The sequence below is a fragment of the Streptomyces sp. NBC_01016 genome, from assembly GCF_026341035.1.
GTDB lineage: Bacteria > Actinomycetota > Actinomycetes > Streptomycetales > Streptomycetaceae > Streptomyces.
Map to the genome: position 1 here is coordinate 2,234,394 of NZ_JAPEOQ010000002.1, position 24,760 is coordinate 2,259,153.

General features: G+C 66.9%; 18 protein-coding genes and 3 pseudogenes. 12 read left to right on the forward strand and 9 right to left on the reverse strand.

The genetic code is table 11. From position 1 onward, the window contains the following. Window positions 1-39: 39 nt before the first annotated feature. Window positions 40-249, reverse strand: coding sequence for a hypothetical protein (locus OG746_RS36960; RefSeq protein ID WP_266722740.1), 210 nt, complete (start codon window positions 247-249; stop codon window positions 40-42). A 166-nt stretch (window positions 250-415) separates the two neighbouring features. Here OG746_RS36960 and OG746_RS36965 point away from each other — a divergent pair, with 166 nt between their 5' ends. The 4 genes from OG746_RS36965 to OG746_RS36980 all read left to right on the forward strand — a co-directional run bounded on the left by OG746_RS36965 (window position 416) and on the right by OG746_RS36980 (window position 7,322). Then, window positions 416-631 carry a KTSC domain-containing protein gene (locus tag OG746_RS36965; RefSeq protein ID WP_266722741.1) on the forward strand — a complete coding sequence of 72 codons (216 nt, stop codon included), beginning with the start codon at window positions 416-418 and terminating at the stop codon, window positions 629-631. Window positions 632-684: 53 nt separating this feature from the next. Then, the gene (locus OG746_RS36970; RefSeq protein WP_266722742.1) at window positions 685-2,538 is read left to right on the forward strand and encodes an AAA family ATPase; all 1,854 of its coding nucleotides are present in this window, start codon (window positions 685-687) and stop codon (window positions 2,536-2,538) included. A 528-nt stretch (window positions 2,539-3,066) separates the two neighbouring features. Beyond that, complete coding sequence (locus tag OG746_RS36975; protein WP_266722744.1) at window positions 3,067-6,222, forward strand: HEAT repeat domain-containing protein; 3,156 nt, start codon at window positions 3,067-3,069, stop codon at window positions 6,220-6,222. 638 nt (window positions 6,223-6,860) lie between these two features. After that, window positions 6,861-7,322: a hypothetical protein gene (locus OG746_RS36980; protein ID WP_266722746.1), complete on the forward strand. Its 462-nt coding sequence runs from the start codon at window positions 6,861-6,863 to the stop codon at window positions 7,320-7,322. A 205-nt stretch (window positions 7,323-7,527) separates the two neighbouring features. Here OG746_RS36980 and OG746_RS36985 read toward each other — a convergent pair whose 3' ends face one another. Next, window positions 7,528-8,628, reverse strand: coding sequence for an integrase core domain-containing protein (locus tag OG746_RS36985; RefSeq protein ID WP_266722748.1), 1,101 nt, complete (start codon window positions 8,626-8,628; stop codon window positions 7,528-7,530). Between the two features lie 233 nt (window positions 8,629-8,861). Here OG746_RS36985 and OG746_RS36990 point away from each other — a divergent pair. Then, window positions 8,862-9,539, forward strand: a pseudogene (locus OG746_RS36990) (acyl-CoA thioester hydrolase/BAAT C-terminal domain-containing protein); the annotation flags it as partial. 7 nt (window positions 9,540-9,546) lie between these two features. On the opposite strand, the pseudogene OG746_RS36995 reads toward OG746_RS36990, so the two are convergent. Then, a pseudogene (locus OG746_RS36995) lies at window positions 9,547-9,750 on the reverse strand (hypothetical protein); the annotation flags it as partial. 620 nt (window positions 9,751-10,370) lie between these two features. Between OG746_RS36995 and OG746_RS37000 the strand changes: the two are divergent. Next, on the forward strand, window positions 10,371-11,126 hold the full coding sequence (locus tag OG746_RS37000; protein ID WP_266722750.1) for a DUF5131 family protein: 756 nt from the start codon (window positions 10,371-10,373) through the stop codon (window positions 11,124-11,126). Here OG746_RS37000 and tcmP read toward each other — a convergent pair. Beyond that, complete coding sequence (gene tcmP / locus OG746_RS37005; RefSeq protein ID WP_266722752.1) at window positions 11,123-12,235, reverse strand: three-Cys-motif partner protein TcmP; 1,113 nt, start codon at window positions 12,233-12,235, stop codon at window positions 11,123-11,125. The two genes, OG746_RS37000 and tcmP, sit on opposite strands and share 4 nt — an antisense overlap. 462 nt (window positions 12,236-12,697) lie before the next feature. Here tcmP and OG746_RS37010 point away from each other — a divergent pair, with 462 nt between their 5' ends. Continuing rightward, window positions 12,698-13,270 carry a pentapeptide repeat-containing protein gene (locus tag OG746_RS37010; protein ID WP_266722754.1) on the forward strand — a complete coding sequence of 191 codons (573 nt, stop codon included), beginning with the start codon at window positions 12,698-12,700 and terminating at the stop codon, window positions 13,268-13,270. A 34-nt stretch (window positions 13,271-13,304) separates the two neighbouring features. Continuing rightward, entirely contained in the window at window positions 13,305-13,670 is a 366-nt protein-coding gene (locus OG746_RS37015) for a hypothetical protein (RefSeq protein ID WP_266722756.1), read from the forward strand. A gap of 228 nt (window positions 13,671-13,898) precedes the next feature. On the opposite strand, the gene OG746_RS37020 is transcribed toward OG746_RS37015, so the two are convergent. After that, the gene (locus tag OG746_RS37020; RefSeq protein ID WP_266716961.1) at window positions 13,899-14,987 is read right to left on the reverse strand and encodes an IS630 family transposase; all 1,089 of its coding nucleotides are present in this window, start codon (window positions 14,985-14,987) and stop codon (window positions 13,899-13,901) included. 170 nt (window positions 14,988-15,157) lie between these two features. Here OG746_RS37020 and OG746_RS37025 point away from each other — a divergent pair, with 170 nt between their 5' ends. The 3 genes and pseudogenes from OG746_RS37025 to OG746_RS45580 all read left to right on the forward strand — a co-directional run. Continuing rightward, entirely contained in the window at window positions 15,158-15,586 is a 429-nt protein-coding gene (locus OG746_RS37025) for a hypothetical protein (RefSeq protein WP_266722758.1), read from the forward strand. A 34-nt stretch (window positions 15,587-15,620) separates the two neighbouring features. Then, entirely contained in the window at window positions 15,621-16,070 is a 450-nt protein-coding gene (locus OG746_RS37030; RefSeq protein WP_266722759.1) for a LacI family DNA-binding transcriptional regulator, read from the forward strand. Then, window positions 16,013-16,444, forward strand: a pseudogene (locus OG746_RS45580) (substrate-binding domain-containing protein); the annotation flags it as partial. The gene OG746_RS37030 and the pseudogene OG746_RS45580, both read left to right, overlap by 58 nt. Window positions 16,445-17,008: 564 nt before the next feature. On the opposite strand, the gene OG746_RS37035 reads toward OG746_RS45580, so the two are convergent. The 3 genes from OG746_RS37035 to OG746_RS37045 form a co-directional block, all read right to left on the reverse strand. After that, window positions 17,009-17,671, reverse strand: coding sequence for a TetR/AcrR family transcriptional regulator (locus OG746_RS37035; RefSeq protein WP_266722760.1), 663 nt, complete (start codon window positions 17,669-17,671; stop codon window positions 17,009-17,011). 120 nt (window positions 17,672-17,791) lie between these two features. Further along, a complete protein-coding gene (locus OG746_RS37040; protein ID WP_266722761.1) occupies window positions 17,792-18,739 on the reverse strand; it encodes an alpha/beta hydrolase fold domain-containing protein in 948 nt (315 codons plus the stop codon). Window positions 18,740-19,020: 281 nt separating this feature from the next. Next, complete coding sequence (locus OG746_RS37045) at window positions 19,021-19,611, reverse strand: NADPH-dependent FMN reductase (RefSeq protein WP_266722762.1); 591 nt, start codon at window positions 19,609-19,611, stop codon at window positions 19,021-19,023. A 762-nt stretch (window positions 19,612-20,373) separates the two neighbouring features. Here OG746_RS37045 and OG746_RS37050 point away from each other — a divergent pair. Beyond that, entirely contained in the window at window positions 20,374-22,863 is a 2,490-nt protein-coding gene (locus OG746_RS37050) for a glycoside hydrolase family 3 protein (RefSeq protein ID WP_266722764.1), read from the forward strand. Between the two features lie 378 nt (window positions 22,864-23,241). Here the strand turns inward: OG746_RS37050 and OG746_RS37055 are convergent, their stop codons facing one another. Continuing rightward, window positions 23,242-24,564 carry an MFS transporter gene (locus OG746_RS37055; protein ID WP_266722766.1) on the reverse strand — a complete coding sequence of 441 codons (1,323 nt, stop codon included), beginning with the start codon at window positions 24,562-24,564 and terminating at the stop codon, window positions 23,242-23,244. Window positions 24,565-24,760 lie beyond the last annotated feature (196 nt).

The window sequence follows — 24,760 nt, forward strand, 5'->3', positions numbered from 1 at the left end:
CGGGCCGGACGGACCAGTATCTGGAGCCGGTGCAGGACTTCACGGGGACACGGGCACCAGTAGAGCGGCAATGAAGGCCCAATCTTCCGGGGCGAACTTGAGCCGGCTCGCCCCGGGCTGTCCCTGAAGGACGGTGAACTGGTGGGGCAGGGCGAGGATCTCCGCGTCCTCGTCGCGGTCGCTCATCGGCAGCAACCGCAGCGCGGCGAACATGGTGGGGACGGCTAGGCAGGCGAGACAGAGTGGCACGAGTGCTCATCCTGCCGCAGCGTCGAAGCCCCTTCTGAGCCGTGCGGATGACATTTCCGGCAGCCGCACGGTCAGCAGGAGGCGGGTACTTTCTGCCAACTCCGCCCGGGCGACGCTACTATCGGTGAATCATGCAACGCCTGACACATTGGCCGCAGGAGGAGTCTTGTTGCACGAGCAGGTTCGCTCCTCGAATGTCCGGTCGGTGGGCTACAGCCCGCAGGATCAGGCGCTCGAAGTCGCCTTTCACAGCGGGGCGGTCTATCGCTACGACGGCGTGCCGACAGGCGTGCACGCGGCCTTGATGGCGGCTGCCAGCAAGGGCGGATTCCTGGCCCAGTTCGTCAAGGGCCGCTACGCCTACCGCCGCGTCTCGGGCTGACGCATACATCATTCCATCCAGGACCCGTCCACTGTCGTCGAGTTGAGGCACGCGTGCAGATCTGTTCCGTCTCCGTTGAGGGCTTTCGTTGCCTTGCGGACGTCGCCGAAGTTCCGGTTCTTTCCCAGACGGTTCTGACCGGTCAAAACGAGGGCGGGAAGACTGCTCTTCTTGACGCGCTGAACTTCTTGCTGCACGGCACAGTACTGAGCGAGAACGATCTCACCTACGTGGGCGACGGCGAGCTTCAGGAGTCAGCGGAGGATGCAGCTGCCCCGCACGCGCGCGTTCCTCAGACGGTCGTGACAGGCAGCTTCAGCCTCAGCGCCGATGAGCAGATCCGTCTCAAACTGCCCGAGCAGGTACGAGTCCGGCGACGTTACCGGCCAGAAGCGGGCATGTTCTTGGAGATCCATCGCCGTGTCTGCCAAGACCCCCAACTGCGTGACTTGGCGGAGGTGAAGCTTCCGCGGTTGAAGGAACTTGCGGCCGCACACGGGATCGATCCAGTCGGGCAGGCGAACGCCAGGGCCAGCTGGGAGCAGCCGCTTGGAGCGCTGGCCCAGCAGATGAAGCAGGTGGACGCGTGGGTGCTGGCACACTCCGAAGTGGCCGCGGCTCTGCCGACGATGGTGTATTTCAAGGGTGACTCCGTCCAGGCGCCCGAGGCCGTGATCCAGAGTCTGCTCAACTCCCGGCTGCGGGAGTACACGCGGGCCGATGAGGTATCCAAGCGAGTATCGGATCTTGAGGACTATCTCGCCGAGTCGCTGAAAGAAGACATCGACAGCATCCGCCGTCACATCGCGCAGCGCTGCACCCTGCCCTCGGTAGAGCTGGCTCCCCAAGTGCAGGTGCGCCCGGCGCTTGTAGGCGTCGAGTTGAACGTCATGGACTCCCATGGCCGCCGTTTTCCTTTGTCGTCCGCCGGCACCGGCCGCTCGCGCCGGATCTCGCTGGCCTTGTGGGAGAGCAGCAACGAACTCCTGGGGCAGCACGACGTCACGCAGGCACCCGAGTCGGATGTCCTGTTCGTCTACGACGAGCCCGACACCCATCTCGACTACGCCCATCAGCGGCGCATCATGGCGCTGCTTCAGCTACAGGCTTCGCGGCCCAACGCGCGCGTCATCGTGGCGACGCACTCGCTCAACCTGATCGACGGAGTCGACATCTCCTCCGTGGTGCACCTGCGTACCCAGGAAGGCCGGGTTCGGGCGGAGGTCCTGAACGATGACAGCGCGGACGAGGACGTGCGCCGACACCTGTCGACGATCGCGACAACGCTGGGCTTCCGCAACAGCGTCCTCCTGCACGAGCGGTTCTTCGTCGCTGTGGAGGGAGTATCGGAGACATCCGCGTTCCCCATCCTCTTTCGCAAGCACGCCAGCTTCCCGATCCAGTCTGCCGGGATCTGCCTGTGGGCCGGCGGCAGCAACGAAGGAGCGCTGCGATTCGCCCGTTTCCTCAAAGATCACGGCCGCGACGTCGCCTTTGTCGTCGACAAAGACAGCCGCACCAACCAGAGGCGCGCCTTCCGCGACGACAAGCTCAAGGAACACGGCTTCGACCTCGAGAAGGAGTGCTTCTACCTCGGCGCCCCCAATGAGCTTGAGGACCTGTTCACCGACGACGATTGGGCCGAGACGGCGAACGCACTGTGGAAGCCGAATCCCGAACGTGGCCCCTGGCAGCCCCAAGAGATCGTAGAGCTTCGGGCCGGCAAGTTCAGCTCGCAGCTGCTCGCCCTGCTCAAGGGCGGCTCTCCCGAAGGACCGCAGAACAAGGAAGACCTCATGGTCGGCATCGCAGCACACCTCGCTGCGGACCGCATCCCCGCCGCCCTGTCGACGATCTTCGACTCTCTCGTCAGTCGCGCGCAGAACGCGGGGCCGCATCTCTGGTAGCTGCGGTGGCCTGGCGCGCCGCGCGCCGTGCCTTCATGCGCATCAGTCGCTGCTGCGGCGTGGGTGCCTCCCACGTGTGTAGTCCGACCGACGCCACCCATTGGGAACCGTGGTGCCCCGGTTGGTCACCACACCAGCGGCAGCCGTCAGGGGACGGCAGCGCAGCGCTGTGCACGCGTATCACCCGACCACCCATGGAACACCGCCCGTGTACGTCGGAATACCCTCGATAAGAACACTTTCCCCGGAAAGTCATGCTCAAAGAGTGCCACCTGCCACTGACAATCGGACCAAGCCATTCCGTTTCTTGTGTCGACTGAGACTGTCGCCCGCATGACGGTTCGCTCCAGGCGCGCACGCCCCTCCCCATCTTCCAGTCATATCCATTTTTCGGTTGAAATGACCACTTAGGGTGACAGTGAATCCTCAATGCGGCATTGTAGGTCTGCAGTCCCCTCCCGATAGCATCCCCCGTGCCCGCCTGAGACAAGTGAGCGCCGCCGGTCGGTGGCGAGCAAGGAGTGCAGGATGGCTTCGGACTGGCCCGCGGAGGAAATCCGTCTCGGCGCGCTTGTCAGTCGGCGCAGTGAACGTCCCCTCACCCCGCCCCTCTCTGCCCCTGATGCACTGCCCTTCGGCGAGCTTTCCCCGCCCGTGTTCGAGCGCTTGGTTAGCGAGGTCATGTGGCTTGTCGATGGGATGAACGACATCCGCGGCTACGGGCGATCCGGACAAGATCAGGGCGGACTCGACCTCATTGGCAGGAAAAAGGGCAAGACGCACGTCTATCAAGTGCGCAGGATCGTCTCCTTGTCCGCACCCGCGCTCCGTGCAGCCGTTACAGACTTCGCCGGCCCACCCCGCACGACTACCCCCGAAGAGAAGTGGTCCGAGCGACGGTTCGACTCGGTGCGCTTTGTCCTGGCAGCCGGTTGTATCGTCGACGACACGCCGGTGGAGGACGAACTCGTCTCTCTAAAGGAGCGCTACCAGGGCGACATCGACATCGACCTGTACGATGCACGCGCCCTATCTGGGGCCTTGAGAGATCGTCCGTCCCTTGTCGCTGGCGTGTTCGGCCCGGAGTGGGCCAAGGCGTTCTGCGGGATAGAAGCGACACCAGTTTCGTCCCTACCGCATGGCTACGCGCTGTTGAATGACCCGCTCGAGCATTTGGACCTGGCCGACGCCCTGCACCGCGCTCAGCAGCTCGCGGAGACGGAAGAGCCTGGGCCGGCCGCCGAGCTCTTCGGAGAGCTGGCGGATGCACTTGAACAGGCCTCGTTTACCGGGCATGCCGCCCAGTTGCGCACTCGCCAGCGTGATCTGCTGGCGGCCGCTGGGCAGGCCGACACGGCATTCACCGTCGCGGTTCAGTTGCTGCTGGATCGGTATGACTCCGGCGACCGTATGTTTGTCGATGAGCGCTTGGAGCGGCTGGCTTCCAAAGCCGGTGGCACGGCTGCCGACATCTACAGCGTCTTGAAGGCTCTGGCCGACTGGTTCGAGCACGGCTATGCCCTACCGCCGGTGACCGCCGCACTTGAGGCTGTGGTGCGGGCCAGCGATCCACTAGCAGCCCGCTTGGTGCTGGCAGTCATCGAGCAGATCGTTGTCGACGAACATCCCGACGATCATCCGGCGAAGCTGTCGGACCTGGTTTCCCAGGTCGCCCCCGCACAGAAGGGGCTCTTGCGGTTGCGGCTGGAGTGTTGTCTGGCAGACCTGGCCGTCCGCGCCGGACAGGGCCCGGAAGACTCTTACGCCGACCTCAATCGGCGCGCTCTGGGCGGCCGCTTACAGGAACGGTTCGCAGTCTTGGTGCATATGCGCCGCGGACGAGCCCTGGCCCTGGCAGACCTCGGAGAAGAGGCCATCGAGGCCTACCGGCGCGCAGTACTGGTCGCTACCCGAGAGGGCCTGGGAGGCGATGCCCGGCACGCCCTTCGCGCCATTTCCTTTCTGTCCGACCAGTACAACCTTGGACTCAGGGAATCGTCCCAAGCCATGCTCTCGGCCCGTACGGTCGGCGCCAAAGGCGCGCGGCTCCTCGAACTCTCCTTCAGTCCAGCCGTCAGCGCGTTGGAAGGGCTGGTCGACAACAATCTTCCGGACGCCTCGCGAGCCGCGCATCAATGGTTGTGGCAAGACCGGCTCTCCGGTGCCCTGACCGACGAGAACCTCGCACACCAGCGATACGGGGAAGTCTTCAAACGCGCAGGAGAAGTGAAGCACGCCGTGCGTCAGTTCGTCCTTGCGGGCCGCAGGAAGGACGCTTGCTCCGCCGCCGAACCAGCATCCGAGTTCCTCGATGTAAGCACCCTCCTGCAGATGAGGGCTCGGTGGGTACGCAGCGCTGCCGCAGCGGTGACCGGCCAGCAAGCGGATCTCATTCCTGATGACGCTGTCGCAGGTATCGCCGCCCGCCTGACGGACATCGTCATCACGGGCTCGCAGTCGGCAGAAGGAGACATACGCACGGTCATACAGGCACTCGGAGCGCTTGCAGCGCTCGATGAGCGACTGCCGGAGGCATCAGGGCAACAGGTCCTTCCGCTGTTGGTCGGATGGATACCCAGAGAGCCGACCACTTCCCGGTTCGTAGACAAGCAGATGCTGGCTTTCCTCGGCGCCTGCATCAAGGCCGACCTGCCCTTGGCGGGCCAAGCCGCACAAGCCCTGCTGGATGCATGGAAGCTCGATATGAACGGAGCCGACGTGCTGTTGGCCGACCTTCATTCCCACCTGTCGTCAGTTGTACCAGTGGTCCGAGAGCGGGCGCAGCAGGGACACCGAGGGGCCGCAGCTCTCCTCGCACACTGGCGGGTAGACGACCCGTCGGTCGCCGAGACCGCACGGGAACTGGCCGACAGCGTGCTGGCCGAACCAGTGGGAACGGATCGCCCCTTGTATTCCGTGGGCACCACCGCGCGACAGTGCGCGGCGTTCCTCACGGTGTACTCCAACGATGAGGTCTCCGTGGGCACAGGCGAGGCGGCCGGCATCCTGCGTGAACGCGTCACAGCACACCTCCTGTTGTGGGCCGAAGACCGCACGGACACAGCTGACCGACGATCCGACGCTGTTCATGCACTGTCCATCCTCGCCGAAACCCTGCCTGCGGCCATGCGAGACACCATGTTCGAACGGATCATGTGCCTCTACGACGATCCTGGAGAGCACCCGTCCGACGCATTTGACCGACGCACCCAGCACCCCCTGAGCCGCCACAAGATCAATGAGGGAAGGGAGGGACGCCTTCCCTTAGAGGTCTTGCAGGCATCCGCCGCTCTCGCTACCACAGGCGCTCAGGCCGCCCGCGTCGAACAGCGCCTGCTGCCCCTACTGACCCGCCCCGCACAAGTGCGAGGCAATAGCCAGCTGCAGGCACAGGCCATGCTCGCACTCGACCGTTTGACGCCCGCCCCGGTGTCCCTGATGGCCACTCATGCCTCAGAGTCCATTCGGCACTCTGCCGTGGTTTGTTGGGGCCGCGCCGATCACCGAGACCCGTCCCTGGCGCGCGTGTTCGCCCAGGACGCCAACCCTGGAGTACGCCGCGCCCTGGCTCACTCCCTTGCCGACTTCTCCCCGGATGAACAGCGCAAGTACGAGGCCATTACCGAACAGCTCCGCATCGACACCAGTGCACGTGTCCGCCAAGCCGCAGCCCGTATCCCATGAGCATGGCCCTGGTAAGCGCTTGGGCTGATGCAGGGGCGAGTGGGAGAGGCGGAACGAAGCTTGCGTTGAGGGCCGGACGGGGCTGAAGAGCCTCCCACTGCTGGCAGCGTCAGGCGACAGAGCCGGGCGATACGTCCGGTGGCGTGGTGAGAGCGCGTGGTGACCACTTCCCTGCGCGTGGTGTGACGCCTGTGTCTTCAGGATGTTCCTGTCGCGCCTGAAGTTCCAGGCGAACGGCCACGCCACGACCACATCACGCTTTCGATGCCCAGTGAACTGCAGCGATCCCTTGACGAGGCGCACGGTGCGGCTGTGCGCGTTGGCTCAGTCTGGGGCGCAGCTGGTGCTCGCTGGGATGCCGTGCAGGATGCTCTTCGACCGTACGCCGGCCTGGATTACAGAGGTCCTCTGAGGGTCGGTTCGCCTGTTGCACGCAGCGGCGAGAGCCGTGAATAGCTTTGGGTGTAGCTCTTCCGCGGTGAGATCGTTCATGCCGTGAGGTCGTAGATCCGCGAGAGTATTCGCTCCCCCGGAAACCGGCCCTTTCCTCCAACGGCTTGACCTCAACCTCACTTGTGGTTTTAGCGTTCAAGGTGTTCAGCAAGCAGCACCTTCGACGCGAACTGTGAGACCCCGCGATGGAATTCACCGATGCCGAACTCCTCACCCAGCCCATGGGCTACTGGGCCGGAGCCGCCCAGCAGGCCATCGTCGGGCACATGAACGACTCCCTCGGACAGCTCGGCATCCGGCAGCCGCACGCCTGGTCCCTATTCCGGGTGGGCGAGAGCGAGGGTGAGTTCACCCGGGACGAGGTAGCCACGAAGATCGCCGAGACGCGGCCATACGTCGACGTGTCCGTCATCGAAGCAGCGATCGGGGACCTCGTCGAATGGGACTGGCTCACGGAGGACCAGCAGGGCCTGCTCATACGAACCGAAGCGGGGACCACGGCCTGGGAGCAGGTCACCGGCGAGGTCATCCCGGGCGCGCAAACGCGGCTGCGCGCGGGGGTCGGCGACGAGGAGTACGTCGCCGCGATCAAGGTGCTGCGGCGGATGATCACCAACGTTGGTGGCGATGCAGGGTTCGTCGCCTAGTCCCAGGCCGACCGGGGCCGGGATCGGGTCTGTACGGTGAGCGGTGTAACTCCCGTGTAGAGAGCGACAGTTGATGGCTGACGTGACGAGTGGCGTCGAGGCCGACAAGGCGGCCACGGTTGTTTCGGAGGCCGTGGACGATGCCCTGCTGAACGAGCTGATGGATCGGCCCCGGTGTGCGTGCCGATAATTGCGTCCATGCAGGTCAGGAAGCATGTTGGTACTCGTGGAGTACGCCGCCGAGACGATCGTGTCGGCGAACGCGAAGCGGCTTGAGCTGTGGTGGATTGAGCGGTTCCGGCACGACTCGGAGGGGTGCGGCAGCCTGCAGTGTGCGGTGGGTGCGGTGATGGTTGTAGTGCTGTTCGTACTCGCGGAGCGCTTGCCGCAGGTGGGCTTCGTTCCAGAGCAGGGTGCGGTCGAGGAGTTCACGGCGCAGGCTGCGAACCCAGCGTTCCATGATTGAGTTCATGCGTGGCGTGCGGACGGCGGTGAGCACGGTGCGGATCCCGGCGTGAGAGAGGATCTCGTCGATGACGGCGGGGTATTTTGCGTCGCGGTCGCGGATCATGAACTTGATGGCGGTGAGCTGTCCGGCGTCTTCGAGGTCCATGACCAGGTTTTTGATCGCCTGGGTGACCCAGGCGTGGGTGGGATGCGCGGTGGTGCCGAGCACACGGACGTTTCGGTGGGCGTGGTGGATGGCGGCGAGGATGTACTGACGCTGTCCGGTGAGGGTGACGGTCTCGATGAAGTCCATCGCGAGGATTGCCTCGGCCTGGGAGTGCAGGAATGTGGCCCAGGTGACGTTCGAGCGATGGGTTGAAGGATCGATGCCTTCGGTCTTGAGGATTTCCCAGACGGTGGAGGGTGCCAGTTTGATGCCGAGGAGTGTGAGTTCGCCGTGGATACGCCGGTAGCTCCAGGTGGGGTTTTTCTCGGCGAGGCGGAGTATGAGGCGGCGGACGGAAGTGACTGTGCGGGGGCGGCCGGGACGCGGGTTGCGGCTGAGATGGACGTGACGGCTATTCATGAAGTCGCGGTGCCAGCGCAGGACAGTGTCCGGGGAGACGATGAGTCGTAGCCGGCGCAGGGCGGTTCGTGGCAGCGGGGCGAGGAGAGCGGCCAGGAAGGCGCGGTCGGCCTCCTGAAAGCCGGGGCGTTGGCTGCCGAGCCGGCGTTGCAGGACGGCGAGCTGGTGACGCAGCGCGAGGATCTCGACGTCCTTGTCGTGGTCGCTCATAGGGATCAGCCGCAGGGCGGTGAAGGCGTGGGGGACGGCGATGCAGGCCAGGCGTACGAGCATGGGCAGTGATCATTGCCGACCGCTGTCGTCGGCGCGACAACAGGGCTGAACTGCGTCGACGTAATATTCGGCACCCACAGGGCCACGTGGATGTCATTGAGCGCGAGCTGACCGATCCCTGGGAAGGTGTTCTGGTCGCTCCCGTCTGCGGCAGTGGCATCGGCGTTCTGGTGCTGGCGGGTTCCAGCGGGCGCATCGAACGGGAGAGAGCGCGCATCCTCGCCGAGCAGGGCATGACGGCCTTGTCGGTCCGCTGGTTCGGCGGGCCGGGCCAGTCCCCGGGAATCTGCGAGATCCCCCTGGAGACCTTCACCACCGCAGTCGGCTTCCTCCAGAGGAACGGGGCAGAACGCATCGGCGTGCTGGGCAGCTCCAAGGGGGCCGAGGCGGCTCTGCTCACGGCCGTGCACGATCCGCGCGTGGACGTGGTCATCGCGCTGTCGCCCACGTCGCGCGTCTGGTGCAACGTCGGACCGGGGCGCGACGGAGCGCAGCGGCCGTACCGGTCGTCCTGGACCTGGCGGGAACAGGCGCTGCCTTTCGTCCCGCTGGATGATTCCTGGACTCCCGCCAAGCCGGGCAGCGGGCCGGTCGCCATCCGTGGTTGGTACGAACGCAGCGCGCTGACGTTCGCTCACCTGCTTTCTCCGGCGGAGATCGCCGTGGACCAGGCCCGGGCCGATCTCCTGCTGGTGGCAGGCGGAGACGATGCGATGTGGCCGTCCCTTCCCTTCGCCGAACAACTGGCCGGGCGCCGAAGCGTGGTTGGGGCCGCCGTGCGTGTGATCGCCCGCCACGATGCCGGCCACCGCCCGCGGCTTCCTGGTGAGAGTGCCGCGCCGGCATCCCCGCAATTCCTCTACGGAGGCACGCCCGAAGCCGACGCGGCCTTGGGAGCGGCAGCCTGGCCCCACATCCTCAACTCGCTCCGCGGCGGGGATGACCCCGTGTTGATCGCGTCCGAAGTTGAGGAAGGGTCTCTCGCTTCATCCCGTGGTGCTTGTCCGCTTTGGTTCGGGCCAGACGGTCGGATTCGGTGCCGGTCCCGATCAGGGTGGCGTTCAAGGTGAACCGGTCCACGATCGGCGCGCAGAGCCGTGGGTCGGTGAAGGTCTTGCTCCAACGTCTTCTTGTACGGCTCCATTCGCGGCGAGGTCCGCCCGGCAGCTTGCGTGGCTGCGGCACCGTCGAGGCCAGCGCCTGCCGCATCAGGCGCCGGTGTACGCCGTACTTCTTCGACAATGGCTGGATCGACAACTGCTGCTGCCAGCTGTCCCGGCGGATCTGGTCAAGCGACTCCTGCTTGGTCAAGGACATCTACAGCACCCATTGGCGGACTACAGCCACCGTGGCACCGCAAGACCCGAGGTGGGGCCACTTCGCCCCGCCACTACCGCTCGGCGCCCCGAACGCCCCTCTGCATGAGCCCAGTTGGGGTCGTCTGGGTGGAGTCGCAGAACGCCGTCCAGGTGCAGCGGCTGTCAGGCCTGGGGCATCTGAGCGTCGGCCTCACGTCCTGGGCCCTGGCGTGAACGTCCGCAGTTCCCGTCACTGGCTGGTTTTGCAGGGTCTACTACCACAAGGATGGGTACATGTGTTCGAATTGGGGAATGTCCGAGACGCCCTCGGTGCCGGATGGTTGGATGCCGGTGTCCGGTGGTGTGGGGGCTCGTTGGTCAGTCAGCGGTCCACGCACGTGCCGCCGGAGACGGGGCTCGGTTCGAGGGGATGGAGGGCCGGCCGTGAGTGATCGCAGCTCGATCGAATGGACCGAGGCGACGTGGAACCCCACGACGGGGTGCGACCGCGTCTCCAGCGGCTGTGACAACTGCTACGCGCTGGCACTGGCGAAGCGGCTGAAGGCGATGGGCTCGCCCAAGTACCAGGCCGACGGTGACCCGCGAACGTCCGGTCCGGGCTTCGGTTTGACGGTGCATCCGGACGCTTTGCGGGTGCCGTACGGCTGGAAGAGCCCGCGCACCGTGTTCGTGAACTCGATGAGCGATCTGTTCCATGCCCGGGTGCCGCTCGACTACGTACGGCGCGTGTTCGAGGTGATCGCGGACACGCCGCAGCACACCTATCAGGTGCTCACCAAGCGCGCGCGACGCCTGCGGCAGGTCGCCGACCGCCTGGAATGGCCCGAGAACCTGTGGATGGGCGTCTCCGTGGAGACGGCCAAGGAACTGGAACGCGTCGACGATCTGCGGCAGGTGCCGGCGGCCGTGAAGTTCTTGTCGTGTGAACCCCTGTTGGGGCCGCTGGACGGTCTGGAGCTGTCCGGGATCGACTGGGTCATCGCCGGCGGCGAGTCGGGGCCCGGGCACCGGCTCCTGGACGAGGAGTGGGTGGCGCAGATCCGCGACGCCTGCCAGGAAGTCCAGGTGGCATTCTTCTTCAAGCAGTGGGGCGGCCGCACTCCGAAGGCCGGTGGCCGGGAGCTGGACGGCCGCACCTGGGACGACATGCCGGATCGTCCGCTGCTTCCTGCGGGTTAGGAGGCTTCGTCGGCGACGTCGTCGGGGGCGTAGAACCGTACGGTGCTGCCTTCTGGCCAGGCGGTGCGAGCTTTGACCGGGTCGACCCGGATCGCCAACCCCTGGGCGGCCAGGTGGTCCAGGACCTTGCGCAGGTGCTTGTCCATGTGGTTCAGGCGGGCCGCCTCGCTGGACAGCGTCTCCCACCGCTGCTCGGTCCCGGCGTGCGCCCGCAGCGCGACGTCGAGGCGGTCCACGACCGAGGCCTCGTCGAACAGGGACGGTGCGTCTGCCGTGTCGGCAGAGGCACCCTGGCCGCTGTAGCTGTCCAGCTTCCACGTGACGGGCGCCCAGCACTTCAGGCCGGCTTCACTGTGGGTGGCAAGTATGAGGTGGTAGCGGGCGCTCTGGTTGCTGATCTTGATGCCGAAGCCGCCGGTGAACAGGCCCAGGTCCTGGAGGCCTTGCTGGTAGGCCGCTGCGAAGGCTTCCTTGCGGGTGCCGGCACGGCGCTCGGCTATCGCCGTCTGCCAGTGAGTGCCGCCGAAGTAGCCGGTCATCGTCTTGTCGAAGCCGTCGCGCTGGCAGAAGCGGTGCAGCTCATTGGTGAAGAGGGTGAACAGCACTTCGTCGCGGGGCCCGCCAAGGCACTGGCGGATCGAGGTGAACGGCGCGCTCTTCAGGTCGAAGGGGTCGATCAGCCACAGCACGGGGGTCTCGGGACGTCCTAGGTGGGCCAATGACGCCAGTCGGGCTTGCTGTTCGGCGAAGGCGCCAGGCGGCTGGATGCTGACCTTCAGCTGAGGCGACTGGGGGAGCTCGGTGAACTGCCGCTGGAGCTCTTCCACCCGGTCCGGTCGTTCTTCGAGACAGATCAGGTTGAGCCGGCCGAAGCGGCGGTGCGCGGTGTGTTCCAGGAACGTTTTGGCGACGACGATGGAGGAGCCGGCCGGGCCGTCGCTGTAGACGCCGGGCCCTGAGAAGGCGTCCACGATTGTGGCCTCGGGAAAGGTCTGGAGGATCTTGGCCATCCAGCACTGCAGGTAGTGCCGGTACACCAGGTGCTTGACCTGCGTGTGCGGATCGCTCTTCCAGACCGTCTGATCTCTCAGTTCCTCGACTCGCCCCATGGTCCCCTCCCAGCCCCGCAACCGTCGGACACCCAGCGTCATCTCCGGGGGACTGGTTGTCTACAACACCAACTCGGCCAAGTCCGTGGGGCATTGGCGTTGTGCCCCGTCCGCGGAGGCTGGCCTCCTCTCTCTCGGCGCTGCGCATACTCCCGCGGGCTGCCGGGGAACAGCAGATCCCGCGAACCGCTGGTGACTGCTGGGACGGGTGTTCTTGGATGGGCCCATGACGGCACTCCCATCGCCCGCCGACCCGCCCTTCGCGCAGTCACCGGAGGTGACATTCGACGACTGGAGCGAGGCATTGGAGTGCAGTGCCGCGGGCTGCTCCGGCCGGCGTCTGGCCACCTGGAGCCGGGCCAGGGGGGGGGGTGGGAGACGATCCGTACGGAGGGTAGGGATGCCGAGGTCTGCCTTCACCATGCTGCCCCCGACCAGCGCGCTGCCTACTGGGGCCGGCTCGTGCCCGGTGCCCCGGTCGACCTGCGGCGCACCCGTCTCACCGAGGCAACCCTGCACCAGCTGCGGGAATCTCTCCAAAACCGTTTCGGGGACGCGGACTTCCTTGAAGCGGAGTTCGCTCACTACGCGAACTTCCTCGGGGCAGGCTTCACCCGCAGTGCACGCTTCTCCTGGGCGAACTTCGCCGAGGGCGCCCGCTTCGGCCGGGCGGCATTCGTGCAGGGTGCGCACTTCCACGAGACGACGTTCGCTCAGGAAGCAGACTTCGCCAAAGCGACCTTTGCCCAGGATGCGGACTTCGCCGGAGCGACCTTCGCCAAGGACACGAACTTCTATCGGGCGAGGTTCGATGGTGGCGCGCACTTCAACTGGGCATTCTTCGCCCAAGAAGCCACCTTTATCGGGGTGACCTGCGCGCGGGAGGCGTACTTCGCCGGAGCGACCTTCAGGGAAGGCTGGGTGGTTACCGGCCTACGCTGCGCAACGGATCTGAGTCTGTTCCGTGCCAGGTTTGGTCTGAGACGCCATCCGCTTTCCGAACGTGATCGGCTGGTTTTGGCTGGTCAGGCATGAACTCGGGTGGCTGGCGGCAGAGTTGAGGAGGTGTGTGTTCGTCGCGCTCATGGAGGTGGCTGTGCCGTCGGTGCTCGGTCTGCTGGAGGCCCGGGAGAAGAGGGTCCGCGAAGAGGTTGCGCGGCTGCGCGAGGAGGCCGAGCGGGTGCAGACCGCGCTCGATGCGGCCCAGGCGGCATTGGACCGGCTGTCCGCGGCGCGGGAGACGGTGGCCGAGGTGGTGGCTGAACTACCGGCAGGTCAGGGTGAGTTCGTCCGGTCTGCGGTGGCCGGTTCGGTGGTGCCGCACCGGGGCGAGGGAGTCGGTGCGGCGGTGCTCGCGCCGGAGTATCAGCAGATTCTTCGTCTGCTGGTGGTACAGCGGCAGCAATTCACTGACCTGCGAATATGGCAGCCGTGAAGTCCTTAGCGTGACTCCTGGTCCGGGAATGGTCCGGATCTTGACCGATGCACACCCTGATGCGCGGAGAGCACGGCCAGCTGTGACAGGTTCACCAGCTCTCCCTCGGTTCACCTCCGCTCGAGCGGAGGTGAACCGGTATTTGGCGGTGCGGCCGGCGTCGTGCCGGTGTGCTCTCCGCGCGAGCGGAGGTGAACCGACCGTCCAGGCTGCTGAGTTCATGTCGTACTAGTGACCTGAGTCGTTAATGCGTGTGCAGTACGCGGCGAGGGTGTCGAGGATGTCGTCGGCGGTCTTCGTCCAGATGAACGGCTTGGGGTTCTTGTTCCACTCGTTGATCCAGCCGCGGATGTCCCGTTCGAGTTCGACGACGCTGCGGTGGGCCGAGCGGCGGAGTTTGCGGCAGGTCAGCTCGGCGAACCAGCGCTCGACGAGGTTGAGCCAGGACGCAGAGGTGGGGGTGAAGTGCAGGTGGAACCGGGGATGCCGCAGTAGCCACTTCTTGACCGGCTCGGTCTTGTGAGTGGCGTAGTTGTCCAGGACCAGGTGAAGGTCGAGGTCCTTGGGGACGGCGGCGTCGATGACCTTCAGGAAACGGAGGAACTCCTGGTGGCGGTGGCGGCGGTAATGCTGGGCTATGACCGACCCGGAGACGATGTCCAGGGCGGCGAACAGACTGGTCGTGCCGTGCCGGACGTAGTCGTGCGTCATCTTCGCCGGCACCGTCGGCGCCATCGGTAACACGGGCTGGGTTCGGTCCAGGGCCTGGATCTGCGACTTCTCGTCCACCGCCAGGACCAGGGCGTTCTCCGGTGGAGAGAGGTAAATGCCCACCACGTCACGGACCTTGGTCACAAACTGCGGGTCGGTCGACAGCTTCCACGTCTCCACGATGTGCGGCTTGAGGCCGAACGCCCGCCAGATCCGCGAGACAGCCGACTGCGACATCCCCGCCGCTTCGGCCATCGACCGCGTCGACCAGTGCGAATCACCCGCCGGCGGGGCCTGGTCAAGGGTTCTGGCCACCAGGGCTTCGACCTGCTCGTCCGTGATCTTCCGAGGCGCCCCCGAACGCGGCTGGTCCACCAGGGCATCCAGTCGGTCAGCGGTAAAACGTGCCCGCCACTTGCGCACCGTCTCCCGCGAGACGCCAAGGTCCTTCGCGACCTGCGCGTTCGGTCGTCCTTCCGCGCACGCCAGCACGACCCTCGACCGTAGCACCAGCGCCTGAGACGCGGTCTGCTTGCGCAACCAGCCCCGCAGCACGCGGCGTTCGTGGTCGGAGAGCTCCAGTGGCAACGGCGTCGGACCAGGCATTACCCCACCCTACAACCGCCCATGAACTTACGACTCAGGACACTAGGTCTTGCCTGATAAATGATCACCCGTGGGCTCAGAATGCCGGATGTTTGTTGACGGAGGGTGGCCACCGTCATAGGGCATCACGTCTCCCCCGTGGCGGTCCATGGCGACGAGGAGTGTCAGCGGTGTTGGAGACCTACCTGTCCTGGTACCGCGAGGGCCGGATGGACGAGTCTGAGTTCCGCTCGGTCACCGACCACTTGGCCCAGTCCGGGCTGACCGTCGAGCACCCAATGCTGGGCTGCGGGATGCTGTTGGACGTGGTGGGGGAACAGGTGAAGCTGCCCGTCGGGCGCATCCTGGAGCTTGTTGGCCTGTCGGTCGGGCCGCTCTGCATGCAGTTCTGGCTGTCGGCTGACACGGACGTGCTGCGCAATGTCAGGTACGTGGCGCCGGACACTCATGTCCTCACGTTCGTACTCGGCGGGTTGACTGCGAGTGAGCGTGAGCGGGCCACCGATGCGGTTCAGCGGCTGACCCAGTGGGAGTTGCACAGGACTGTCGCGCACATCGCACGCATCGCAGGGGTTTCCCACACGACGGTGTCGCGCTGAGCTCGGCTACCGCCCCAACCTGGCCGCCCGGGCGATGCGGACCCGCCGCACGGGGCGCCTGGCAATCCTCCTGCCCGCCGGGCAGGCCGCCGGCGCTGTGCGGATGCTCGTCGGCGCGACCGAGAAGGCCCACGCCCACGGCTATCAGATCGAAGGTGTCACCCTCGACGGGTCGGCAGAAACGCTTGCCGTCCGCATGCTCGAACTCGCCGAGTCAGGCATGTTCGAAGGAGTGCTCTCCTTGACCCCCCTCCTCGCCGACCCGCCCGGGACGGCCCCGTCGCCCACCCCCATCGTGGTGGCCGCCGAGTACGACGAAGAGCTGCGCGCCATGGGCGAGCTCGCTGACGCCACTCCCATTGCCGAGATCATCGAAGGGCTGGCCTCCGCAGGGCACCGGACGTTCCTGCACGTGGCCGGCGACCGCGACTACCCGACTGCAGGTCCCGCGAACGGGTTTACCTCGAAACCGTTCAACGCCTAGGCCTGCACTCGGCCGGCGTCGTCGGGGGTGACTGGTCACCGGAGACCAGTCGGCGCGCGATCCTCGACCTGCCCGCCGCTGAGAGAGTCACGGCGGTCATCGCTGCGAACGACATCCTGGCCGCCGCAGCGGTACGCGGGGCACACGAGCGTGGATGGCGCGTACCCGACGACATGGTGATCACCGGTTGGGACAACAACCCTGTCGGTGCCTGGCTGTTTCCGGCTCTGACTACCGTCGAGGTGGACTACGAGGAGCTCGGTCGCCGGGCCATGAACCGGCTCGTCGCGCTCCTGCGCGGCGAAGCACCCCCGAAACAGAACGGATTGGTCGCAACAGTTCTCTGGCGTCGGTCCACGGGCCATAGTGATTGAAGCCTCGTCAGCCTGCAGCGTGAGGGTGAGGGGGCGGAGTGATCGGGGCTGGTACAAGGTAAAGATCTTGGTGTTCGACTTCCCGCGGCCTTCTGCCGAGGCTGGGCGCGCCGGGAGTGGTGTCGGGCTCAGCGCCCGTGCCCACGATCATTGGGCTTGGCTGAACCGCAGCCCTTACCCGGGCAATTGTTCGCGCGGAGCAGTTAGGCCAGGCACATGTCGCTCTGGTCTTCGACCGGGTGGCCAGGCCACTGCTTTCGCCTGTCTCGGTGGAGGTGTCCAGAGTCAGGCGCGGGCAAGGGCGGCGCAGTCGGTCACAAAGCACGAGGCCCAGGGGTGTCCCGAGGGCGGTGGCTGATCTGTCTGCTTCGTGCAGTAGTCAGGTCCAGGCTGCCGGACATCGGCTGGGCCGGCGGGTTCTCCCGGCGTGGTGATGCCGCCGTTGCCATGTCATCACGTATCCGCCCGCAGCTGTCGAATCAGCGTGACCTGACCCTGACCGCCGGTACTCTCGGAGTTCCGTACTGTTCGGCACCGCCACGGCGGCCACCGAGAGTCCCGCGGTTACGCAGCGTCGGTGCGCAGGAAGGCCAGGGTCATCGCGCCGAGGTCCTCCAGCAGGGTGGACATGTCTGTGCCCTCCGCTGCCTCGACGGCCACGTCGAGGGCGAGGCCGCGAGCCAACGCGGCGTAGACCGTGGTGAAACACGAGCCCACTGCCCGCACCGGATCGGGGTGGCTGATCTCGTCCCGCCGTGACAGCAGGAGACCGATGAAACGGTCCCGGATGTCGAAGTACGACACTTTGCCCGCCCGAGCCACCTCTGGATCGACGGCCCCACGCTGGAGGAACGCTCCCAGTACCCGGCCCTGCCGTTCGAGCAATTCTGCGAACTCTGCGATCAACCGTGGCAGCAACTCTTCCAGGGGGACCCCCGCCCACCGGTCGGGCTCCGCAAGCGAGCGATGCTCTGCGAGCATCCGCTCTTGGAACCTGGACTGCGCCGCCCGCAGCAGGTCGTCCCTGCCGTCCACGCGCGTGTAGATGGAACCGATGGACACTCCCGACCGCTTGCTGACCTCCGTCAGGGCGAAGCCCGCGTAACCCTTCTCCGCCAGCAGCTCCAGCGTCGTGTCGAGGGCCAACTCGAACGAGCGCTGGCTCCGCTCCTGCTTGGGAGCTCGGATGCCGTGCGTTGCTGAGGACTGCTCGGAAGATGAAGACACGCTATGCAGTCTAGGCACCCCGCCAGCGGCCGGGGCGGGGGCGGCCCGCCCATCGTCGGCGGGCTATGCCGTCAGGGCCGCAGGGCGAGCGGGCCCCGACGCGGTGGCTGCGGGCCCCGTTCACTCGTCGAGGGCGGGCGGTCGGCCCAGCAGCGTGGCCACGAAGAAGTCGAGCGAACGGTCGACCTCTTCGAGTGACGGGCCACGGTTCAGGTGCCCGTGCATCATGCCCGTCGCGAGGTAGGTCCGGACCGGGACTCCTGATTCCTCCAGTTGTCGGGCGAGCAGGTCGCCGGACGGCCGGAGGTCGTCGTACTCGGAGAGGACGAGGCCGGTCGGGGGGAGACCGGCGAGATTCGCCGCCCCGGGCATCGCGTCAGGGGGCAGATCGGTCAGGCGGCCCGCATAGGTGTGCACCATGTGCTCGATGGACTCGGTGGTGAACCGCAGCAGCTGTGGTACGTCCCGCATTCTAGCCGCCGCCGTCTCGTCCAGGGCCGGTGCAGGAAAGTGGACGAAGGGATAGGCGAGCAGTAGGGCGGCTGGACGGAGTTCGTCCCGGTCGCGTAGCCGGATCGCCGTGGACAGGGCGAGCGCGGCTCCCGCGCTGGCACCTCCGAGGCAGATCGGGCCGGATCGAGCCGACCACTCCCCGGCGAGCCAGAGCCACGCGGCGTGCGCGTCGTCGACGGGAACCGGGTAGTGGGTGCCGTCAACGGCCAGTCGATAGTCGACGGACACCACCGATGTCCGGGCGCGGGCGGCGAGCTCGGCGGACACGAGGTGTGCCTCCGGCATGTCGAGATCCCCGCTCGAGAACCCACCACCGTGAAGCCAGAGCACCGCGCCGTGAGACGTGTCGCGTGGACTGTAGATGCGCACGGGTACTTCTCCGTGCGGGCCCGGCACCTTGCGGTCTTCGACCGAGATGTCCGGCATGGTCCACTGATCGGGATCGCGGAAGTACTCCGTGAAGCGGGCCATGGCTTCCGGGTCGGACTGAAGGTCCGCCCAGCCGAGTCCCTCCAGAAGGTGTGACTTCTTGGCGAGGAAGGGGTTGAGTGGCATAGCTGCTCCAGGCATGTCGATTGGTGGAAGGCTGACTGACATCCAGCAAAAAGCGCCAGCAAAGCGGCCTTTGTCTTCTCTCAGTACTGGCCCAAGGCGCCAGTGCCAGTGGGGAGGAGCCGGGCGCGCCACTCCACGCCTGCCGGTCGGCGAGACGTGGTGGGCACCTGCGCCGGTACATCACGAGGTGCTCCGGGGTAGTCGGCCGACTACCCCGGAGCACCGTCCACCGCGGCCCCGGTCAGGAGGGCCCGCGGAATCTGGGGAGTGCGCCTCGGTGCTCAGGCGGCCTGCACGGCCGGGGCCGGTGCGCTGAAGCGGGCGGCGAACTCGTGTACCTGGTGACCGAGGAGATCGAGCTGGGCCGCGGCGGTCTTGTCGGTACAGGTGCCGTCGGGAGTGAACAGAGGGCCCTGGCCTGAGTTGAGGGTGACTCCCAGCGGGGTGGGCCAGCCGCGCATGGCATGCACGACGTTGCGCAGGGCGGAGAGGGTGGTGCCGCATGCCTGCCAGCCGGCGGCGGTGACGACCAGGCCGACGGCTCGGCCGTCGAAGTAGACGCGGGTGTCGTCGCGGAGGTCCTCCAGGAGGTCGACGGCATTTTTGACCAGGCCGGAGATCCCGCCGTGGTAGCCAGGTGAGCCGATGACGATCCCGTCGGCTTGGCGCACCGCCTCGACCAACTGCCGCTGTTCCTTGCTGCGGTCGGGGCGTTCGGGGGCGTAGTGGGGGAGGGCTGCGAGGAAGTCGCCGCCGAAGTGCAGGGTGCGGGCGCCGCGCACCTCGGCGGCGGCCAGGGCGGTGCGGACGGCGAGTTCGCTGCTGGAGCCGACGCGGGTGGTGCCGCCGATGCCGACGACGAGGTGGCTCATGGCGATGTTCCGTTCTGGGTGGGGGCGGGGAAAGGGGGGCCTCGTGACCCGGATCGGGCAGCACCGGGCACTGTTGACTAATAACAGAATATTGATTCTGAAATCTAGGTGGGATTGGCTGCTGCGTCAAGCCGTTCGCTCTCAGCCTCTCGGAGTCGTTCCCGCTCTGCCCGAGGGTCAGGCCGCACCTGGCTCGCCGGGTCCTGGGGTCTCGCCGTTGTGCGCGGTGGACCTGCTCCTGGTGGCGGTGGGTGACGCCATCTCCTTCTGTGGATCGATCGCTGCGGGCCTGCCCCTGAAGATGAACGCCCTGGCTCCCGTGCTGCCGCGGTCATCGCGGATGTCTTGCTCGACGCCGTGGATCCGGTTGGCCGGAAGGCGGTCATCCTGGCTGGGCTCGGGGAAGGGGTCGATTTCCGGCTGTTGGCGGGCGCGACGCGGTGCGGTGCGGTGCCCCCGCGCCTCCGGTAGAGCGACCACGGTCGACTTCGCCCCCCGTGGTGAGCTGAGTTTCTGGGCGGCAGTCGAGGTCGAGCCGCACCTCCTGGTGGAACCGGGCGGCTCGTGCTGCATGCGGGACGTCATTGGGCTTCGCCCTCCCGCGCGATGTCTCCCTGCCCTCGCGCTGCCCAGGGGTGGAGGCGGGACGCCAAGTATAATAGAATTAGTATTCTAAATTTGATGTCTGCCATGCCCACTTCGCGGCGGACCGAGTCACAGGGGCGCGGAGGGCTCCGCCGCCCCGCACAGGAGGACCGCGCCATGACCGAGCCGGCATACCCCCCAAGAACCTGGGAAGCCACCCCGGAGACCGGCCGCGCCGGCCTGCCGTCAATCGGTGCTGTCGACCCTGCCGCCCGCGCTCGGCTCACCGCCGGTGCCTCAGGTTGGGCCACGCTCGCCGAACCCCGTCTCGGGTTGGAACCCGTCACGCTGGTCGATGGGCCGCTCGGCCTGGTCAGCCCAACCTTCGACGAACGCGATACCTCCCTGTTGCTGCCCAGCGGCATTGCCCTCGGTGCCACCTGGGACCCCGACGTCGTCCGCACAGTCGCCGCCGCGGAGGCGTCCGAGGCCCGCCGAAGGGGCTTCGACGCCGTCTACGGTCCCAACCTCAACCTCGCTCGCACCGGACTGTCCGGCCGTACCTTCGAGATGCTTTCCGAGGACCCGCTGCTGGCCGGGCTGCTCGGCGCTGCCTTCGTTCAAGGCATGCAGGGCCAAGGCGTGGCCTCGGTCCCGAAACACCTCGTCGCCAACGACACCGAGACCGAGCGGCAGCGCATGAGCAGCGAGGTGGACGACACCGCGCTGCGCGAGGTGTATCTGAGGCCCTTCGAACTTGCAGTCCAGGCCGGGGCCTGGGCCCTGATGGCGGCCTACAACCGGCTCAACGGGGTGCCCTGCGCCGCCAACGCCGACCTGCTGGACATCGTCAAGGCGGAGTGGGGCTTCGACGGCCTGGTCCTTTCCGACTACTTCGCCCTGCACGAGACCCCCGGCCCGGCTCTCGCCGGTTGTGACCTGGAGATGCCCGGCCCGGCTATCCACTTCGGCCACCGGCTCGCCGAGGCCGTCGAACGCGGGGAGGTGCCGCAGGAGCGGGTCGACGACGCGGTGACCCGACTGCTGCGCCTGGCCCGGCGCGTCGGCCGGCTCGACGGCGGCGCCGGACGCGCCGTAGTCCGCACCGAGGAGTACGTGCCCGCCGAACGTGCCCACGAGATCCTGGTACGCGCCGCCTCCGCCTCTTTCGTCCTGGTGCGCAACGAGGACAGCCTGCTACCCCTTGCCCCGCACGGTCTCACACGGCTCGCCGTCATCGGTCCCAACGCTGACCGCCCCTGTTACCAGGGCGCGACCTTCGGCCGGGTGCGCCCGGCCGACGGTGCCGCCACCCCCCTTGAAGCAATCCGTGCACGCTTCGGACCGACCTGCGAGATCGTCCACGAGCGCGGCGTCGACACCACGCCCGCGGCCTCCCTGGGCGCCTTGCCGGTCACCACACCTGACGGCGAACCAGGGGTCCTGCTGGAACACTTCCGGGGCGGCACCCGCGTACTCGCCGAGGCCCGCGGCGACAGCTCCTTCATCTGGTTCGGGCAGGTACCGGACGTAGGCCCGACCACCGAGCCGGGCAGGCTGCGCCTGACCGCCGTTCTCACACCGGACGAGAACGGCCCGTGGACGATCGGAGTGGGGGGATCCGGTGACACCGTGCTCACCGTCGAAGGCCGACGACTGGCCCGCCGGCCCGCCCCCGCGCCGGGCGACCTCATGGGCCAGATCGCCCGGGCCGAGACCGTCACCGGCACCGTGGACCTGCGGGCCGGGAAACCCGTCACCGTAGTTGCCGAGATGACTACCGAGGGCGGGCGGGTCCAGGCCCTCACCGTCAGCGCCGCGCCCCCGCGTACACCGGACGCGCTGGAGCGCGCCGTACGCACCGCGGAGGAGACCGACACCGTCGTCCTCGTCGTCGGCGACGAACTGAGCTCCTCCCGCGAAAGCCGCGACCTCGAGGACTCCTCCCTCCCCGCCGGGCAGCGGGAGCTGATCCGGCGGGTGGCGTGTGCCAACCCGCGCACCGTCGTCGTCGTCAACGCCGGCCGGCCCGTCGACGCCCCCTGGGCCGACGACGTCGCCGCCGTGTTGCAGACCTGGTTCGCCGGACAGGGATACGGTGAGGCGCTTGCCCGCGTCTTGGCTGGAGACGACGAGCCCGGCGGCCGTATGCCAGTTACCGTCCCCCGTACTGACGCCGACCGCTCCACCCATGGTGAGGCCCTCGACGTGAACCTCACCCGCAACTACACACCCGCCGAACCGACCGGTTACCGCCACCTCCTGGGCATCGGCACTTCCGCGCGCTTCGCCTTCGGCGCCGGTCAGGGCTACACCACCTGGCGTTATGCTCATGCCACGCTCATCAGGGCGGAGGGCGGTTCGGGGTCGTTGGCGGTGCACCTGAGGGTGGCCAACACGGGTGAGCGGACCGGTCGGGACGTCGTGCAAGTGTATGTTCGGGCGCCCGGTGAGACCGACGCCCGACTGGCCGGCTTCACCGGGGTTGCCCTGGCGGCGGGGGAGTCCGCCGAGGTGCGAGTGCGCCTCGACAGCCGTACCTGGTTGCGGTGGGACACGGAGTCGGCCGGCTGGCGGACTCCGGTGGGTGTCTATCAGGTCCTGATCGGCCGGTCCGCCGAGGATATCGAGCACACCCTCACTCGGATTGTCCCCGCGCCCCGCTGAGGCGCCGTCAGCCCGTTGCCCGCACGGATACCAGTGCATACGGGGCGGTCGCCATCCTGATCAGGATGGCGACCGCCCCGTATGCAGGCTCTCAGGGCCGAAGGCGCCGGGACATTGCCCGAGACCACGCGTCCTTGTGTAAGGCTGGGGGTGCGGTCTTTCACTGTGAGACCCGGCTGTCGGGCTGATCGTCGAGAGGTGGTTCTGCACGCGCTCGATGCGGCGGCGGGGATCCGTGCGGGGTTGAGGGCACCCTTACCCGGCAGAGAGCGGGGCTCGACTTCGACGACGAGCGAACCGCCCTTGAGGACGGTCCGCTGCCGCACCTGCACATCGCATCAGCGGCTGTCTTGTGATGCGTCCTCGATGTATGAGCGGTCAGGTGGTCTGCTCAGCCGTGGTGGGGTGCTCACGGGTGGCTTCTCCGACGCTGTGCCTCTCCATGGGCCCGGGGGCGAAGGCGGCGTCGATCTGCTCGATCGTGCGGCCCGAGTCGCGCGGTTGGAAGAGGAATCCGAGCCCCATGGCGACGGTGGTGGCCACCAGAAGAATCGTGAGCACGATCTTGGGGTCGTTGTGGAGCAGAGTGGGGGAGACGACGGTGAAGGCCGCGGCTCCTATGCGGGCGATGCCGAAGCTGATTCCCTGGGCCGTGCCGCGCAGTGAGGTCGGGAAGATCTCCTGGGACCAGACCTTGTAGTTGCCTTCGCCGGCGAAGCTGGCGCCCGCGATCACGACCATGAAACAGATGACAAAGACGGTCGCGTCCAGCGGGAGGACGACGAGGAGAAGCAGACCGGCGAGCTGCACTACGGCACCGACGGCGAACATGGCGGTCCGGGCTGTGCGATGGTCGACCAGGCGCATGAAGACGATGCCGCAGACGAGGCCGACGGGGCCGATCATGACCATGATCGACGTGACGGTGGGCAGGTCGAAGTGGAACAGGCTGATCATGGCGTACGGACCGAAGTTGCCGAAGAACTGCGTCATGACGGTGCTCAGTAGGTAGAACGCGGTGGTGAACGCAAGGCCGCCGAGGACGGGCCGGCGCATCAGCAGGGCCCAGGAGCGATCCTTCTTCCCGTTCCTACGTTCCCGCTCGGCGACCCAGACCTCGGACTCGGGCAGCCGTTGGCGCAGCGCCCAGGTGACCAAGGCGACCAAGAGCAACTGGCCGAACAGGATCCGGGGCATGAGCGTGCCGCTGAAGGCGGTGAGCTTGGCGACGACCTGCACCACGATGATGCCGAGACCCCACATCAACTGCGCGTAGGAGACCATGCGTCCGCGCTTGGCGGCCGGAGCGCTCTCCCCGACCAGGGCTAGCGAGGCGGGCAGGTCGGCGCCGGCCGCCAGGCCGGTCAGGACGACGCCGACGTAGAGCATCGGCTCATTGACCGCGAAAACCAGCCACAGGAGGCCGAAGGCGAAGACGATCAGGTCCGCGGAGTAGACCCGCTTGCGCCCGAAGCGGTCTCCGACGTGTCCGCCAACCAGCGACCCGATACCGATGGACACGGTGAGGGCGGCAGTGATCGCTCCGACCGACCACGCGCTCAGGCCGAACTGGCCCTGCCAGAGTGAGATGGACAGCGCGGTCGCGAAAAGCACGCCGCTGTCGAGATAGGAGGCGAGTCCTCCCAGTGTGGCCAGGTACCAGGGGCGTCCGGCTGCAGCGGGGGAAGGCGAGTGGGACATCGAGGCGGCTCCTCGTTGAGCGCTCTGGCCAGGCTGCCGTGTTTCGTGACAGAAGGATCCAGCCATCGGGCAATCAGAATGTTGATTCTTGATTGGGATGATGCATGGGGTCGCATCCTTTGGCTAGACCCCTGGCCAATGAAAAATCAGAAGATTGATTCTGATGGCAACGTTGGCGGCAGTGGAGAGCCAGGGT

Coding starts and splice junctions, on each gene's coding strand:
- OG746_RS36975 (WP_266722744.1), top strand. CDS start 3,067: ATGGCTTCGGACTGGCCCGCGGAGGAAATCCGTCTCGGCGCGCTTGTC.
- OG746_RS37050 (WP_266722764.1), top strand. CDS start 20,374: ATGACCGAGCCGGCATACCCCCCAAGAACCTGGGAAGCCACCCCGGAG.
- OG746_RS36980 (WP_266722746.1), top strand. CDS start 6,861: ATGGAATTCACCGATGCCGAACTCCTCACCCAGCCCATGGGCTACTGG.
- OG746_RS37040 (WP_266722761.1), bottom strand. CDS start 18,739: ATGCCACTCAACCCCTTCCTCGCCAAGAAGTCACACCTTCTGGAGGGA.
- tcmP (WP_266722752.1), bottom strand. CDS start 12,235: ATGGGGCGAGTCGAGGAACTGAGAGATCAGACGGTCTGGAAGAGCGAT.
- OG746_RS37055 (WP_266722766.1), bottom strand. CDS start 24,564: ATGTCCCACTCGCCTTCCCCCGCTGCAGCCGGACGCCCCTGGTACCTG.
- OG746_RS37030 (WP_266722759.1), top strand. CDS start 15,621: ATGCGGACCCGCCGCACGGGGCGCCTGGCAATCCTCCTGCCCGCCGGG.
- OG746_RS37020 (WP_266716961.1), bottom strand. CDS start 14,987: ATGCCTGGTCCGACGCCGTTGCCACTGGAGCTCTCCGACCACGAACGC.
- OG746_RS36985 (WP_266722748.1), bottom strand. CDS start 8,628: ATGCTCGTACGCCTGGCCTGCATCGCCGTCCCCCACGCCTTCACCGCC.
- OG746_RS37045 (WP_266722762.1), bottom strand. CDS start 19,611: ATGAGCCACCTCGTCGTCGGCATCGGCGGCACCACCCGCGTCGGCTCC.